Origin of the sequence: Pseudomonas sp. B33.4, assembly GCF_034555375.1 — a bacterium.
GTDB lineage: Bacteria > Pseudomonadota > Gammaproteobacteria > Pseudomonadales > Pseudomonadaceae > Aquipseudomonas.
Genome location: NZ_CP140706.1, coordinates 4,777,049 through 4,790,603 on the forward strand (window position 1 = coordinate 4,777,049; position 13,555 = coordinate 4,790,603).

The 13,555-nt window shown below is 60.4% G+C and carries 14 protein-coding genes; 5 read left to right on the forward strand and 9 right to left on the reverse strand.

The features are described 5' to 3' along the window. The first annotated feature begins 28 nt into the window (after positions 1-28). The 5 genes from U6037_RS20965 to U6037_RS20985 all read left to right on the forward strand — a co-directional run bounded on the left by U6037_RS20965 (position 29) and on the right by U6037_RS20985 (position 3,169). Entirely contained in the window at positions 29-682 is a 654-nt protein-coding gene (locus U6037_RS20965) for an HD domain-containing protein (protein WP_322844396.1), read from the forward strand. A 109-nt stretch (positions 683-791) separates the two neighbouring features. Then, positions 792-2,003: an MFS transporter gene (locus U6037_RS20970; RefSeq protein WP_322844397.1), complete on the forward strand. Its 1,212-nt coding sequence runs from the start codon at positions 792-794 to the stop codon at positions 2,001-2,003. Between the two features lie 67 nt (positions 2,004-2,070). After that, positions 2,071-2,412, forward strand: coding sequence for a hypothetical protein (locus U6037_RS20975; RefSeq protein WP_322844398.1), 342 nt, complete (start codon positions 2,071-2,073; stop codon positions 2,410-2,412). 44 nt (positions 2,413-2,456) lie between these two features. Next, positions 2,457-2,714 (forward strand): hypothetical protein, encoded by a 258-nt coding sequence (locus tag U6037_RS20980; RefSeq protein ID WP_016986009.1) that lies wholly within the window; start codon positions 2,457-2,459, stop codon positions 2,712-2,714. Positions 2,715-2,788: 74 nt separating this feature from the next. After that, positions 2,789-3,169, forward strand: coding sequence for a Rho termination factor N-terminal domain-containing protein (locus tag U6037_RS20985; protein WP_322844399.1), 381 nt, complete (start codon positions 2,789-2,791; stop codon positions 3,167-3,169). A gap of 54 nt (positions 3,170-3,223) precedes the next feature. Here U6037_RS20985 and U6037_RS20990 read toward each other — a convergent pair whose 3' ends face one another. From U6037_RS20990 to U6037_RS21030, 9 genes are all read right to left on the reverse strand, one after another. Then, positions 3,224-4,153 (reverse strand): PfkB family carbohydrate kinase, encoded by a 930-nt coding sequence (locus U6037_RS20990; RefSeq protein WP_322844400.1) that lies wholly within the window; start codon positions 4,151-4,153, stop codon positions 3,224-3,226. Then, positions 4,146-5,612, reverse strand: coding sequence for a purine-cytosine permease family protein (locus tag U6037_RS20995; RefSeq protein WP_242205838.1), 1,467 nt, complete (start codon positions 5,610-5,612; stop codon positions 4,146-4,148). The genes U6037_RS20990 and U6037_RS20995 overlap by 8 nt, the downstream gene beginning before the upstream one ends. Positions 5,613-5,838: 226 nt before the next feature. Then, the gene (locus U6037_RS21000) at positions 5,839-6,837 is read right to left on the reverse strand and encodes an ADP-ribosylglycohydrolase family protein (protein WP_322844401.1); all 999 of its coding nucleotides are present in this window, start codon (positions 6,835-6,837) and stop codon (positions 5,839-5,841) included. Further along, a complete protein-coding gene (locus U6037_RS21005; RefSeq protein ID WP_322844402.1) occupies positions 6,834-7,547 on the reverse strand; it encodes a GntR family transcriptional regulator in 714 nt (237 codons plus the stop codon). The genes U6037_RS21000 and U6037_RS21005 overlap by 4 nt, the downstream gene beginning before the upstream one ends. A gap of 266 nt (positions 7,548-7,813) precedes the next feature. Beyond that, positions 7,814-8,782 carry an L-arabinose ABC transporter permease AraH gene (gene araH, locus U6037_RS21010; protein WP_034155398.1) on the reverse strand — a complete coding sequence of 323 codons (969 nt, stop codon included), beginning with the start codon at positions 8,780-8,782 and terminating at the stop codon, positions 7,814-7,816. 12 nt (positions 8,783-8,794) lie between these two features. Then, entirely contained in the window at positions 8,795-10,342 is a 1,548-nt protein-coding gene (gene araG, locus U6037_RS21015; protein ID WP_322844403.1) for an L-arabinose ABC transporter ATP-binding protein AraG, read from the reverse strand. Between the two features lie 53 nt (positions 10,343-10,395). After that, positions 10,396-11,400 carry a substrate-binding domain-containing protein gene (locus U6037_RS21020; RefSeq protein ID WP_077574064.1) on the reverse strand — a complete coding sequence of 335 codons (1,005 nt, stop codon included), beginning with the start codon at positions 11,398-11,400 and terminating at the stop codon, positions 10,396-10,398. Between the two features lie 136 nt (positions 11,401-11,536). Continuing rightward, positions 11,537-12,355, reverse strand: a complete 819-nt coding sequence (locus tag U6037_RS21025; protein ID WP_322844404.1) for an SDR family oxidoreductase — start codon at positions 12,353-12,355, stop codon at positions 11,537-11,539. Between the two features lie 271 nt (positions 12,356-12,626). Next, positions 12,627-13,502: an SMP-30/gluconolactonase/LRE family protein gene (locus U6037_RS21030; protein ID WP_322844405.1), complete on the reverse strand. Its 876-nt coding sequence runs from the start codon at positions 13,500-13,502 to the stop codon at positions 12,627-12,629. Between the last annotated feature and the right edge of the window lie 53 nt (positions 13,503-13,555).

The window sequence follows — 13,555 nt, forward strand, 5'->3', positions numbered from 1 at the left end:
GGAACTTCGACAATCTGAAAGGATGCTTATGAACCTTGAGTTTTTTACACCCGTGGCGGCACTGGCAGCAGAGCTACTGCCGCACGCTCTGGAACCGTCCGACGACGGCGCCCACGACCTCGCCCACCTGCAACGGGTCTGGCACAACGTGCGTACGCTGCATGACGAAGAAGGCGGCGATCTGGAGGTGTTGCTTGCCGCCGTCCTGCTGCACGATTGCGTGGCGATCGAGAAAAATTCACCGCTGCGTTCGCAGGCTTCGCGTCTTGCGGCGGAAAAAGCTTCTGCAGTGCTAGCCGGAATGAATTGGCCGACAGCAAAAACCAGTGAAGTCGCCCACGCCATCGAAGCCCACAGTTTCTCCGCCAACATCACCCCACGCACCCGCGAAGCGAAAATCGTCCAGGACGCCGACCGCCTCGACTCTTTGGGCATGCTCGGCGTCGCCCGTACGTTCTATATCGCCGGGCGCATGGGCTCGGCGTTGTACGACCCGCAGGATCCCGAAGCGAAAGCGCGTGATTATGACGACAAGCGTTTTTGCCTGGATCATTTCCAGACCAAACTGCTGCACCTCGCTGACGGTTTCCAGACCGCCACCGGCCAGCGCCTGGCGCAGATCCGCCATCAGCGTCTGAAGGGTTTCATGGAGCAATTCAAAGAAGAGATCGGCATCGCTTGAGCATTACTCCGGCGTGCAGTGATCCTGACTTCGCCAAGCTCAGACCTAATCCGCCAGCCTGCCGTGTTAAACAGATGACGCTCAATTTTTCCGGTCAAGGAACCGCGTCATGTCGCAAGCAACACCCAAGGTTTCAGGCAAGTTGTTCGGCCTGTTCTGCCTCGCCAGTTACCTGCTGTCGCTGTCCTACGGCTCGACGTTTTTACTGTCGTTGTTGATCGGTTCTCGCGGCGGTAATGAACACGACGCCGGCAGTGTGATTTCGGCGGCGATGCTCAGTACGTTTGTCGCGGTGCTGGTATCCGGACATTTGTCGGACTGGCTGGGTGCGGCACGTTCGATTGCCCTGTTCGGGCTGTTGCTGGTGGCGGCAAGTCTGGGTTTTGCGCTGACACCGGGCTTTGGTCACCTGCTGCTGTTGTTCGGTTTGTTGCTGGGTTTGGGCTGGGGCGTTTTTTACACCTTGGGGCCGATCATCGTTGCCAGTCTGGTCACGCCGGCGCAGCGGGCAAAGTACTTTGCGCTGCTGTCGGGCAGCATGATGACCGGGATCGGCAGCGGCCCGCTGCTGGGGCGCGCGGCGAGTGCGCTGGGTTTGCCGGTGACTTCGGCGTTCTATCTGGCGGCGTCGGCAAGTTTGATTGGTGTGCTGCTGTTCTGGCGTCTCGGCGCTCGACTGAAAGGGACGCAAGCTCCCGCAGCGGCGAGCATCACCTGGCAGGCAACGACTCAAGTGCTCGGTTCTCGCGCCGTGTTTGCGATCATCATGGTCGGTCTCGGCGGTTGCGTGTTCGGTGGTCTGTCGAGTTTTCAGACAAGCTACGCCGCTGCCCGCTCGCTGGACTATTCGCTGTTCTTTCTTGGTTTCATGAGCGCGGCCATCAGCAGTCGGATGTTGATCGCAGGCGTGGTGGTCAAACGTGATCCGCTGCGGGCGTCGTGCCTGCTGTCGGGGCTGATGTTGGGTTCAATTGTGCTGTTCGCGTTCGGCGTGCACAGCGGACTCACTTACCTGCTGGCAGCCGTGATGCTCGGCGTCGGTTATGGCCTGACGTATTCGGTGATCAATGGCCAGGCCGCCAACGAAGCACCGGCCGGCACGACATCGCAGGCGTTGTTGCTGTTCAGCCTTTCTTACTTCGTCGGTGTGTTTGGCTTCCCGTTGATGGCCGGGAAAATCATCGTCGAACACGGCATGAGCACGCTGCTGTTGACGGTTTTGATCGTCGCGTTGGCCAACTGGTTGATTACCCTGGGCCGCTTGCTCTGGCGACGGATCAGTCTGAAATCGGCGCAGGCAATCCAGACCGTTCGTCGCTGATCAGGCACCAATCCGATCAGAGGGCAGACCAACGACAGGTAAGGATTCCAATCACTGGAGACGCCCTATGATCCCGTCAAGGTTGACCGCTTTCGTATTCAGCGCCCTGCTCTGCCCTGCGGTTTTCGCCGCATCCGCCACCGCTGCGGGCACCGGCCCTACCGACCCGACCCCGCCACGCGCCCCCGCCATCAACAGTGCTCCCGGTATGAATACCGATGGCTCGGGCGTGCCGTTGATCAACCAGCCCCCTGCCACTGGTACGGATCCACGCACGCAAGGCAGTGACCCCGGCCGCCAAGGGGGCATGAACACGCCCGACTCCCCTGCTGCTCCCGATAATGCCGGCCCCGGCATCGGCTCGAAAACCACCACCGGTGGCTCGGGCTCCGAAGGCTCCGGTCAGTAGTTCGCCGACGCGAGCGTCCTGTTCAACCCAATGAAGAGGTAACCATGAACGTCGATAAAAACCTGGAAAAAGAAGTCCTCACCCGCCTGTTGCACGCCCACCCGAGTGGTCTGGGCAAGGAGGTGCTGGACAATTACCGGGGCGAGAAAGTCGTGGCCAGCGCCCTCGCCGCTTTGCAGGATCGTGGACTGATTCACCATGGGCATGTGACCTGCAACGAGGCTGGCGAACATTCGTTGAACCTGCCGATCAAGCTCAGTGCCGCTGGCGTTGAGGCGGCGCGCAAGCTGGATCTGCAGTAGTCCTGTGGCCGCTCGCTGCCTGTGTGGCGAGCGGCCTGATCTGCACACAAACTGCACACGAGAGGAGAACTCCCATGCCTCGTGGAAGCAAAGACAAATACACCGCCGAACAGAAACGCAAGGCCGAGCACATCGAAGACAGCTATGAGAACAAGGGTCTGTCGAAAAATGAAGCCGAAGCGCGCGCTTGGGCGACGGTGAACAAGCAATCGGGCGGCGGCGAAAAGGCCGGCGGTTCCGGACGCCATAAACCGGCGAGTGCCAAGTCTGAAGATCGCAAAGAGTCATCGCGGCGCGCGGTGGCCTCTCGTGAGGGACATTCGCGTAACAGCAAGACCTCGCGCGATACCCAGACGGTTGATAGTTTGATGAAAGAGGCCCGGGCGAAGCAGATTCCGGGGCGCTCTTCGATGCGCAAGCAGGAGTTGATCGAGGCGTTGCGTAAAGCCAGCTGATTTGTGTAATGAGGCTGATGGCCCCATCGCTGGCTTGCCAGCGATAGCGGTTGATCAAGCGCCGCCGGACTCGCGGATAAACGCATCCACCTCAGCCGCACCCGGTGAAGTCGCCGGTCCCCAGCGGGTTACCGCCAAAGCCGCCGCCGCATTTGCCCGTCGCGCCGCTTCGTGTGCAGTCAAACCCTGCGCCAACCCGGCAACGAACACCCCGGCATGGGCATCACCGGCGCCATTGCTGTCTACCGCATTCACGGCAAACCCCGGCACATGCCGACGCTCACCGGCCTGTTGAATCCAGCAACCCTGTGGCCCATCCCGCACCACCATCAACACGTCTTCGGGCAAGTGTTCGGCGAGACGATCCAGCGCCACGCCAATATCCTCAGCCCCGGTAAACCGCAGCGCCTCGACACTGTTGCTGGTCCACACATCGATGCGCGGCAGCAACGCCCGCATCATCGGCGACTCCGGCGATTCCACCAGCGGGCCCGGATCGAATACCACGTTGATCGAATCCGGCAGTGCCAGCGTCCAGTCGAGCAACGCCTGCGCCTTGCCTTCGTGGAGCAGGCTGTAGCCGCTGAGATAAACATAATCGCTGGCCTCGGCCGCGACGCTGTTCAGGTCCGCTTCCGTCACCTCGCCTTCAGCGCCGATATAGGAAATAAAACTGCGCTCGGCCGACGCATCGGTCAGCGCCACACACAAACCGGTGTCACGCTGCGCAGGCTCGCGGATGCCAATCTGAATGCCTTCAATGTTCATCGCCTGACGCGCGAGATCGCCGAAACGCCCGCTGCCATGGCGACCGAGATACACCACCGGCAGGCCATTACGCACCGCTGCCGCCATCACATTGAACCCGCCACCGGCTTCGAAACCGGCCGACTGCGCCAGTACGTCACCGCCAATCTGCGGCAGTTTATCCACGGCCATGACCAGGTCGATGATGACCTGGCCGGTGTGCAACATCTTAGGCATGAGCATTCTCGGTTTGCGCGGCGCGGCGATCTTTCGCCCCACCGAGGACGAAGTAAATGCCACCGGCGACGACGAAGGTCACGATCCAGCCGAGGCCGTTGTGGCCCAGCCACGAATCGGACAGGAAGCCCTTGAACCAGACGTTTTCGGCAGTGGTGCCGATGGTGGTGAAGCTGAAACCAAGGACGATGGCAATCGCCCACGCACCAAACGCACGCCACTCGATGCCGCCACGATACCAGTAGGCGCTGCTCGGGCTGACGTCGAGCAGGTCTTTGGGGCTGTAGTAGTGACGGTGGATCAGGTCAACGACGAAGATCCCGACCCACGCGGTGATCGGCACTGCCAGCAGGGAAATGAACGTGATGAACGGGCCGTAGAAGCTGTCGGCGATCAGCATGAAGTAAATCGAACCGGCGAAGATCGCGACGATATCGACCACCACCGCGTAGACGCGTTTGACCTTGAGGCCGAGGGTCAGCGTGGTCAAACCAGCGGAATACACCGACAGGTTGTTCGACAGCAACAGGCCACCGAATGCAGTGATCAGGTACGGCACCGCCATCCACGTTGGCAACATGTCGCGGATCGCCACGATCGGGTCAGTCGCCGAGGCGAGGTCGTTGTTACCCACCGACAGCAAGCCGCCGAGGGTGATCAACAGCACCAGTGGAATCCCCGCACCAAACGCCGCAGACGCGACCAGACGCACAGCCTTGACGCTGCGATGCTGGTAGCGCGACATGTCGGCACCCGCGTTGGCCCAGCCAATCCCGGTGCCGGCAGCCATGGTGCCGATACCGATGATCATTGCGCTCATCGGCGCTGGCGTGGCGTTGAACACCGCGCTCCAGTCGATGGTCGCGCAGAGGAAACCGCCGACCAGAAGATTCAGCGCGCCGAACACGTAGGTCGCCCACTTCTGGATCACCAGCAAGGTCGCGTGGCCGAGGCCAGAAACCGACAAGGTCAGCAGGACGAAAATGGCGATGAAGATCAGCGTCAGTACCGGTGCGCTTTTCGCCTCAACCGGTGAGCCGAACAGAATCGAGCACAGCGACAGCAGCACGAAGGCGGCGGTGGTGGTGTTGACGGTTTCCCAACCGAGACGCGACATCAGCGAGACCAGCGTCGGGCCGATATTGCCGCGCACACCGAAGATCGCTCGCGACAAGGTCAGGCTCGGCGCGCGGCCACGGCGCCCGGCAATCGAGATGATCCCGACCACCGCAAACGAACCGGCAGCACCGATGATTGCAACGATGATCGCCTGCCAGATCGCCAGCCCGCGAAACGCCACCAGCGTGGCGCCCAGCGGCAGACCGAGGATGGAAATGTTGGCGGCGAACCAGACCCAGAACAGTTGCAGCGGATGGCCGTTGCACTCGGCTTCCGGCACCGGTTCGATGCCGCGGGTTTCCAGTTGCCCGGCGCTTTGCCCGGCGTTTGATGAACTCATGAAGGTGCTCCTGTTTGCCTTCTTTGTGGTTGTGGCAATGATGCAAAACGACAAGACATCGCGGCCGTCCTCGGCCTGTCTGCGCGATCCATTGCGGGTGAATATTCGATTATGCGGTGCGCCTATCGCTGGCAAGCCAGCTCCCACAGGGATCAGGGTGTACACAAATGTGTGTTCACAGCAAAAACCTGTGGAAGCTGGCTTGCCAGCGATGGCATCAGTTCAATCAGCGCAAAGCCAACAGCCCCTGCACCAACGGTTCAAGCTCCAGATGATTGACCGCTTTCACTGTGTCGACCATCGGCACCGGCCAACTCTCAAGGCCCAGGCAGGCCCCGAGCATGGCACCGAGAATCGCCGCAATGGTATCGGTGTCACCACCAAGGCTGGCGGCCATGCACAGCGCATCAAACGCGCTCATCTCACCGACCGCGACTTGCTGCGCCAGCGCGAACGAAACCACCACCGACTCCTGCGACGCCACCGAAGTACCGATCACGTCGTAGAGCAGATCAGCCAGTAACGCCTTGTCGCTATCGACACTGATGGTGCGCGCCCAACTGATACGTGAAGCAATGCGCCCACCGGCGACCCAGTGCCCGTGCGCCTCGGCTTGCTGCGCGATGTGCTGACCGAGGTTCAACGCCTCGCCCAGGTCCATGCCGTTGATGCCGGCAGACACCACCGCCGCCACCGCCGCCGCGCTGGAAATCCCCAGCGTGGTGTTGTGAGTCACCTGACAGGCTTGCACCACCGCCGCGATGAACTGTTCAGGGTCGGCAACATCCGCTGCAATCCCCACCGGCGTAATGCGCATCGCCGCGCCGTTGGTGGTGCCGTAACGCCCGGCCTCTTCCGGCGAGTGGCCGGCGAGGATCATTTCGATGGCGCGTTTGGTCGACGGCCCGAGCAAATCCTGCGAGCCCTTGGCCTGCATCGCGGCTTCCCACTCGATCAAACGTTGCGCGAGGATCGCCGGTTCGATGCGACCCTTGCCTTCGACCAGCAACTCACCGACCAGAATCGCCTGTTCGGTGTCGTCGGTGATCGAGCCTTTGGGCATGTTCGCGGCGATCGGTTGCAGGGGGCCGGCGTCCTGCAGGTCGGTGATCTGGCCGAAACGAGTCTTGATGGTTTCGCGGTTCAGCGATTGGGTCGGCATGCCCAGCGCATCACCGAGGGCCAGGCCATAGAAAGCGCCGAGGGCACGGTTGAGCGCGGTCATTTCGATTCTCCAAATTGCAGGTGCAGACGGAAATGCACCGGGTCGAGCAGGCTTTCGACCTGCTCCATGAAACGGTTCTGGCGGTCATAGGTGGTGCGCAGCGCCTTGAGGAAAACGGTGCCGGTCGGGCGCCCGAGCAGTTCGGCGTCTTCGGCATTCAACGGTTCGGCGCCGATCCATTGATCGCCACGCTCGCCGATGTAGCCGTAAGCGGCCAGGGTGATGGTCAGGGAATTGTCGATCAGACCGACACGCGGCAAGCTTTCCAGGCCGCCACTGGCCGGCATCAAGGAGCGCTCGAGGGACACCAACGTGCCTTCATTGGAGCGGCGGCGACGGTCGAGGGTGATGAATTGATCGGTGCCAAAACGCGCCAGCAGATCGGGCCGGGTCACGGCTTCCAGACGCAACACTTCGGTATTGATCATCGCCCCGCTGTCGGCCAAGGCCTGCGCCCAGCCGCTGCGCTGGTCGAGGGCAACACCGTCGAAGGTGACGATGGAGCCGACGCCGCTTTGCGTGGCGATGTAATTGCGCCGTTTCAGTTCGGCCAGCGCTTCGCGCAGCGTACCTCGGCTGACTTTGAATTCTTGAGCCAACTGATGTTCGCCGGGCAACAGAAAGCCGTCCTCCATGAGGCCGCTTTCGATGCGCCGGACGAGTTCGTCGACCACCCGTTGTTTCTTGTCAAATCGTACCTGTCTAATCATGTACAAATTGATAACCGAAACGGGTGCGGTCGAGCAAGGTAAATTTAGGGGTAGTGACGAAAGGCGGGAAAATCAATAGCCCCTCACCCTAGCCCTCTCCCGGAGGGAGAGGGGACTGAATGGGGGATGCTCAGGAGGTTCGCCGACCTGAAAGCGCCTTGCTGAATCCATAATCGACACAATCTTTCAGGTCGATATATCACGCCAGACACCTCGGTCGGCCCCCTCTCCCTCCGGGAGAGGGCTGGGGTGAGGGGCTCTTGATCTTAGCGCTGCTTCAGACGGTCAATCACGACGGCCAACAGCAGGATCGAACCACGGATAACGTATTGGTAGAAGGTATCAATATTCTTCAGGTTCATCGCATTCTCAATAATCGCCAGAATCAACACCCCGGCAATCACATGCCGGATCATGCCGATCCCGCCGCTCAACGACACCCCGCCCAACACACAAGCAGAGATCACCGTCAGCTCAAAACCCTGACCAATCATCGGCTGTCCGGAGGTCATCCGCGACGCCAGAATCACCCCGGCCAGTGCACCAATCACGCCATGCACGGCAAAGATAATGATCTTGGTCCGGTCAACGTTCACGCCCGCGAGCAGCGCCGCCTCCTGGTTGCCACCAATGGCCATGGTGTTGCGCCCGTAGGTGGTGTAATTCAGCAACCAGCCAAAGAACAGAAAGCAGACGATGGTGATCAGAATCGGCACCGGCACACCAAACAACTGGCCGTTGCCGAAGACGAAGAACGATTCCTGCGACACGCCCACCGCTTTGCCATTGGCAAAAATGTAAGCCAGACCGCGAACAATCTGCATGGTCGCCAACGTGGTGATCAACGCATTGACGCGCAACTTGGCGATCACAATCCCGTTGATCAGCCCGACAATCAGGCCCATCACCAACGCCGCACTGACACCCAGAAACACGCTGTTGGTGTCGCGCATCACCACCGCCGCGACCACGCCGGCGCAGGCAATCACCGAGCCCACCGACAAGTCGAAGTGGCCCGACGCCAGGCAGTACAACATCGTGCACGCGGCGATCCCGGTGGTGGAAATCGCCAGGCCCAGGCCACGCATGTTCAGCGGCGAGAGGAAGTTATCGATCAGCAGTGTGCAAGCGATGAAGATGCCGATCGCCGCCAGCAACATGACCCAGTCATCAAGGAAACGGCGCATGTCCAAGGGTTTGCGCGCGGTCGGCAGGGTTTCGTTTTGGGTTGTCATCATAGTCACCTCTCAGTTCGCCACGCCGTCAGCGCGGTGGCGCGGCAAAGCCAGTTGCAGCAGGTTGGATTCATTGGCCTGGTCGCGGCTGATTTCGCCGCGCAGGGCGCCTTCGCAGAGCACCAGAATGCGGTCGGAAATGCCCATCACTTCCATCAGGTCGCTGGACACCACGATCACCGAAATGCCGTCGGCGGCGAGGTTATGGATGATCTGGTAGATCTCAGCCTTGGCGCCGATGTCGATGCCACGCGTCGGCTCATCGAGCAGCAAAACCTTCATCGGCATCGACAGCCAGCGGCCGAGAATGGCCTTCTGTTGGTTGCCGCCGGAAAGGAACTTGATTTGCTGACCGGCGTGCGGGGTTTTCACTTTCAATGCTTTGATCTGTTTGTCGGCGTTGCCCTTTTCCCACAAACCGCGAATCAGACAACCAAGGCCAGAGTTGGCCCCGCGCGCACTGATGTTGATGTTTTCGGCAACGCTGGCCAGCGGGATGATGCCTTCCTTCTTGCGATCTTCCGGGCACAGCAAAATCCCGGCGGCAATCGCGTCGCGCGGTGAGCGCAGTTTCAGCTCATGACCGCGCAGTTCGAGGCGTCCAGCGGTATTGCGTTCAAGACCGCTGAGCAGGCGAAACAGCTCGGTGCGCCCTGCCCCGACCAGCCCGAACAAACCGAGGATTTCACCTTTGTGCGCCTCGAAGCTGATCGGCTCACGCAGACCCGGGCCGAGCAAACCGTCGACTTTCAGCGCGACGGCGCCGCGTGGACGATGGCGATAATCGTAGATGTCCTGAATGTCGCGACCGACCATGCAGGTCACCAGTTGATCGTGGCTCAACTGGCTCATGTCGTCGAAGGTGCGCACGTAGCGACCGTCCTTGAACACCGTCACCGCGTCGCAGATGCGGAACACTTCTTCCATGCGATGGGAGACATAGAGCACGACTTTGCCTTCGTCGCGCAGGCGGCCGATGATCGCCATCAAGCGGTCGATCTCGCGCGCCGAGAGGCTACTGGTCGGTTCGTCGAAAGCGATGACATGGGCGCCACGCGACAGCGCTTTGGCGATTTCCACCAGTTGCCGCTGGCCGAGGGACAGGCGTCCTACCTTGGTTTGCGGGTCGATTTCGTCGGCCAGGCCTTTCAGGCAATTCAACGCTTGCTGGCGCAGCGTGCTGCGATTGATCAAGCCGAAACTGGCCGGCAGATGGCCGAGAAACAGGTTTTCGGCGACGGTCATCTCCGGCACCAGATGCAGCTCCTGGTGAATCACCGCGACACCGCTGCCGATGCTGTCGGCGGTCGACTTGAACGCCATGGTCTGCTCGCCGATCTGCAACTCGCCGCTGCTCGGGATGTAAGCACCGCCGAGGATTTTCAGCAGGGTCGATTTGCCGGCGCCGTTCTCGCCCATCAAGGCATGAACCTGGCCCGGATGCGCGACGAAGCTGATCGCGTCCAGCGCTTTCACCCCAGGAAAGGATTTACCGATCCCGTTGAAACGCAGACTGCCGCTTGAGCTGTGTTGTGCTTGTGTCTGTACTTGCGCGTGCATAAAGCCACCTCTTCACACCGAAAAACGGCCCGGCTGCCCGGGCCGTCGCGGCATCAGTTCCACAGGCCGATTTTTTCCAGCTCTTGCTTGAAGTTCTCGCGGGTGATCAGGGTGACGTCGTCCATCGCGGTGTACTTCGGCGGTTCTTTGCCGGTGGTGACCCACTCGTACATCATCTCGGCGGTCTTGTAGCCTTCGATGTGCGGGCTTGGCAGCATCGAACCGAAGAAGCCGCTGTTGGGCTTTTTCAGTTCGCCGATGGCGTCGGTGCCGTTGATGCCGATGCCGATCACGTTGGTCGCGGCAAAACCGGCCGCTTCAGTGGCGCGCACGCCGCCAAGCACGGTGTTGTCGTTCATGCCGCCAATGATCAGGTTTTTCGCCGCGCTCGGCAGTTTCACCAGCGCCGAGTTGGTGGCGTCCATGCTGCCTGGCACGTCGAGGGTTTTCAGCGCGGCGAAGAGGATGTGGTCTTTCGGCATGCCGGCGTCTTCAAGGGATTTCACCGAGCCGTCGGTGCGCTTCTTGCCGGTGTCGAGTTCGTTGTAGGTGTTGACCACGGCGTAAGTGTCTTTCCAGTCCCAGTTGCGCTTTTTCGCTTCGGCGACCATGGCATTGCCTTGCTTCTGGCCGACTTCGAACGCGGCCATGCCGAGGTATGGCACGTCTTCCATGAACTTGCCGTTGGCGTCGACAAAACGGTCGTCGACGGCAATCACTTTCAAGTCATTAAGCTTGGCTTTGGCCATGATCGCCGGGCCGAGCGAGACATCCGGCGGGCAGATCACAAAACCCTTGGCGCCGTTGGCAGCGAGGCTGTCGATGGCCGAGAGGGTTTTCTCGCCATCCGGCACGGCGATCTTGATCAGTTCGAAGCCCTTGTCCTTGGCGGCCTTCTCGGCAAAGGCCCACTCGGTCTGGAACCACGGCTCTTCAGCCTGCTTGACCAGAAAACCGATTTTCACGGTGTCGGCAGCGAGCAGCGCACTGCTCAGGCTGAACGCGGTGACCGCCAGGGCGGTACTGCACAGGGTACGAATCCCGAAACGACGTTTCATAAGCTGACTCCTTGTTATTTTTTTTGAGCAATGTTTGAAAAGCGTTAAAGCGTGTTCCTGCAAAGCCTGTTGAAAATAGTCATATCGTATGATGATTGGATTGCAAACGGATCTATCCGCGTGAAAGCCGCTGCGCTCAGTCGTGGTACATCACCGAGCGCCCACCATCGATGGTGATGCATGAAGCATTGATGAACGGTGCCTCATCGCTGGCCAGAAATACCGCGGTCATTGCCACTTCAAGCGGCTGACCGATGCGCTTCGGCGGGTGCAGATCGAAGGCGCGCTGACGTTCGGCGTGCGGGTCGGCGAAACCGTTCCAGTAATCGACGTTCAACTGCGTTTCGATGTAACCAGGCGCGATGGCGTTAACGCGAATTCCCTTTGCGGCGTACTCGATGCCGAGCGCGCGGGTCAGGCCGAGCAAACCGTGCTTGGCCACCGGGTACGGGAAGCAGCCGGGAATGATGTGGCTGGAATGGGTCGAGGCGATGTTGATGATGCTGCCGACGCCCTGCTCGATCATCTGCGGCAGCACCGCTTTGCAGCCGAACCAGGCGCCATCGAGGTCAATGGCGAAGCAGCGATGCCAGTCCTCTTCGGTCATTTGCAGCGGATCACGGAACACGTTGACCCCGGCGCAGTTGACCAACACATCAATGCGCCCGTGCAGTTCAATGGCACGTTTGGCCATGGCGTGCAGATCGTGCTGACGCGAGACATCGGCCTTGAGCGCCTGCACGTCGTAACCCTGCCCACGCCAGTGCGCGGCAACCTGCTCGACCTTCTCAGCCTGGATATCGCTGATAACCAGTTTCGCTTGCTGCGAGGCGAAGGCAGCGACGATGGCTTCGCCAATGCCTTGCGCGGCGCCGGTCAGCAGCACGACCTTGTTTTTCAGACGCTCGCCCTTCGGCGGTGCGGGCACCGACGGCAGGGAAAGAGGTTCAGCCATGGAACAGGACTCCTGTTTCGCGAGCACAAAAAAACCGGGCATCTGCCGATGTCCGGTCTGGAAGGCGGTTTGAACGAAACAGGCAGGCGCGGCCGACAGCTTGGGGCCGTTGCGAGACGCGGACTCCACACGGGAGTGCGATAGACATTCGCTGCATCACTTCACCTGTTTTGTTCTTTTTAAGTGTGAGTGCGTGTTACTGCTGTTGCCGACTATAAACCCGACCGCCAAATAATCTCAATATATAATTTTGCATCCCATATTTTGGGATTCAATCCGCAAAGCGCGTACAGAGTTTTCCTGCAACATCAACGCGCATTGTCATTACCGCGCCATCCAGTGGATGGTTGTTCGGACTCTTGGCGCTGGTGATAAACAGGGTTTTCAGGTCTTCACCGCCGAATACACAACTGGTCGGGCGGCTGACGGGCAGGTCGATTTTGCGCTCGACTTTGCCATCCGGTGACAGACGCAGCAGGCAACTGCCGTCCCAGCGGGCATTCCAGATGTAGCCTTCGGCGTCCATTGCGGACCCATCCGGGCCGCCCTGCTGGTCGGGGCCGTACCAGGTTTCAGCCGCGCCAAGGTTGCCGTCGGTGTGAATGAAATATCGGTAGAGCGTGCTGTCGAGACTGTCGCCGAACAACAGCGTGGTGCCGTCGTCGCTCCACAACAAGGTGTTGGGAATTCCCAGATTACGCAGTAACGGTGTGACACGCTTATCGGGATCGACGCGGAACAAACCACCGGAACGACGAACGATTGGCAGATCTTCGCCCAGCTCGCCGATGTTGTTCTGCATGGTGCCGAGCCACAGGCGACCTTGGCCATCGCAGCGTGCTTCGTTGGGGCGATTACCCGGTTGCGGGTCGGCGACGCAGAACAGCGTCAGACGTGGTTCGAGGCCCGGAGAGTCGAGATCGAGACGGTACACGCCGCCGCTCAAGGTCACCAGTGCATCGCCGCTGGCGCAGGGGATGAACGCGGAAACATGTTCGGGCATCTGCCAGATCTGTACGTTCTGGCCGATCAGACGCAGGGCCTGTTTACCGGCGATATCGACCCAGTACAGTGCCTGGGTCGGTGCGTCCCAGAATGGGCCTTCGCCGAGCTGGGCGCGGTGTTGGGTCAGGGCGGTCCACGTCATATCAACTCCTTCTTTGTAGTTGTTTTACTGTGGGAGCGAGCTTGCTCGCGAAT

Coding starts and splice junctions, on each gene's coding strand:
- U6037_RS21025 (WP_322844404.1), bottom strand. CDS start 12,355: ATGGCTGAACCTCTTTCCCTGCCGTCGGTGCCCGCACCGCCGAAGGGC.
- U6037_RS21000 (WP_322844401.1), bottom strand. CDS start 6,837: ATGACCGCGCTCAACCGTGCCCTCGGCGCTTTCTATGGCCTGGCCCTC.
- araH (WP_034155398.1), bottom strand. CDS start 8,782: ATGACAACCCAAAACGAAACCCTGCCGACCGCGCGCAAACCCTTGGAC.
- U6037_RS21020 (WP_077574064.1), bottom strand. CDS start 11,400: ATGAAACGTCGTTTCGGGATTCGTACCCTGTGCAGTACCGCCCTGGCG.
- U6037_RS20990 (WP_322844400.1), bottom strand. CDS start 4,153: ATGCCTAAGATGTTGCACACCGGCCAGGTCATCATCGACCTGGTCATG.
- U6037_RS20965 (WP_322844396.1), top strand. CDS start 29: ATGAACCTTGAGTTTTTTACACCCGTGGCGGCACTGGCAGCAGAGCTA.
- U6037_RS21030 (WP_322844405.1), bottom strand. CDS start 13,502: ATGACGTGGACCGCCCTGACCCAACACCGCGCCCAGCTCGGCGAAGGC.
- araG (WP_322844403.1), bottom strand. CDS start 10,342: ATGCACGCGCAAGTACAGACACAAGCACAACACAGCTCAAGCGGCAGT.
- U6037_RS20995 (WP_242205838.1), bottom strand. CDS start 5,612: ATGAGTTCATCAAACGCCGGGCAAAGCGCCGGGCAACTGGAAACCCGC.
- U6037_RS20970 (WP_322844397.1), top strand. CDS start 792: ATGTCGCAAGCAACACCCAAGGTTTCAGGCAAGTTGTTCGGCCTGTTC.
- U6037_RS20985 (WP_322844399.1), top strand. CDS start 2,789: ATGCCTCGTGGAAGCAAAGACAAATACACCGCCGAACAGAAACGCAAG.
- U6037_RS20975 (WP_322844398.1), top strand. CDS start 2,071: ATGATCCCGTCAAGGTTGACCGCTTTCGTATTCAGCGCCCTGCTCTGC.
- U6037_RS21005 (WP_322844402.1), bottom strand. CDS start 7,547: ATGATTAGACAGGTACGATTTGACAAGAAACAACGGGTGGTCGACGAA.
- U6037_RS20980 (WP_016986009.1), top strand. CDS start 2,457: ATGAACGTCGATAAAAACCTGGAAAAAGAAGTCCTCACCCGCCTGTTG.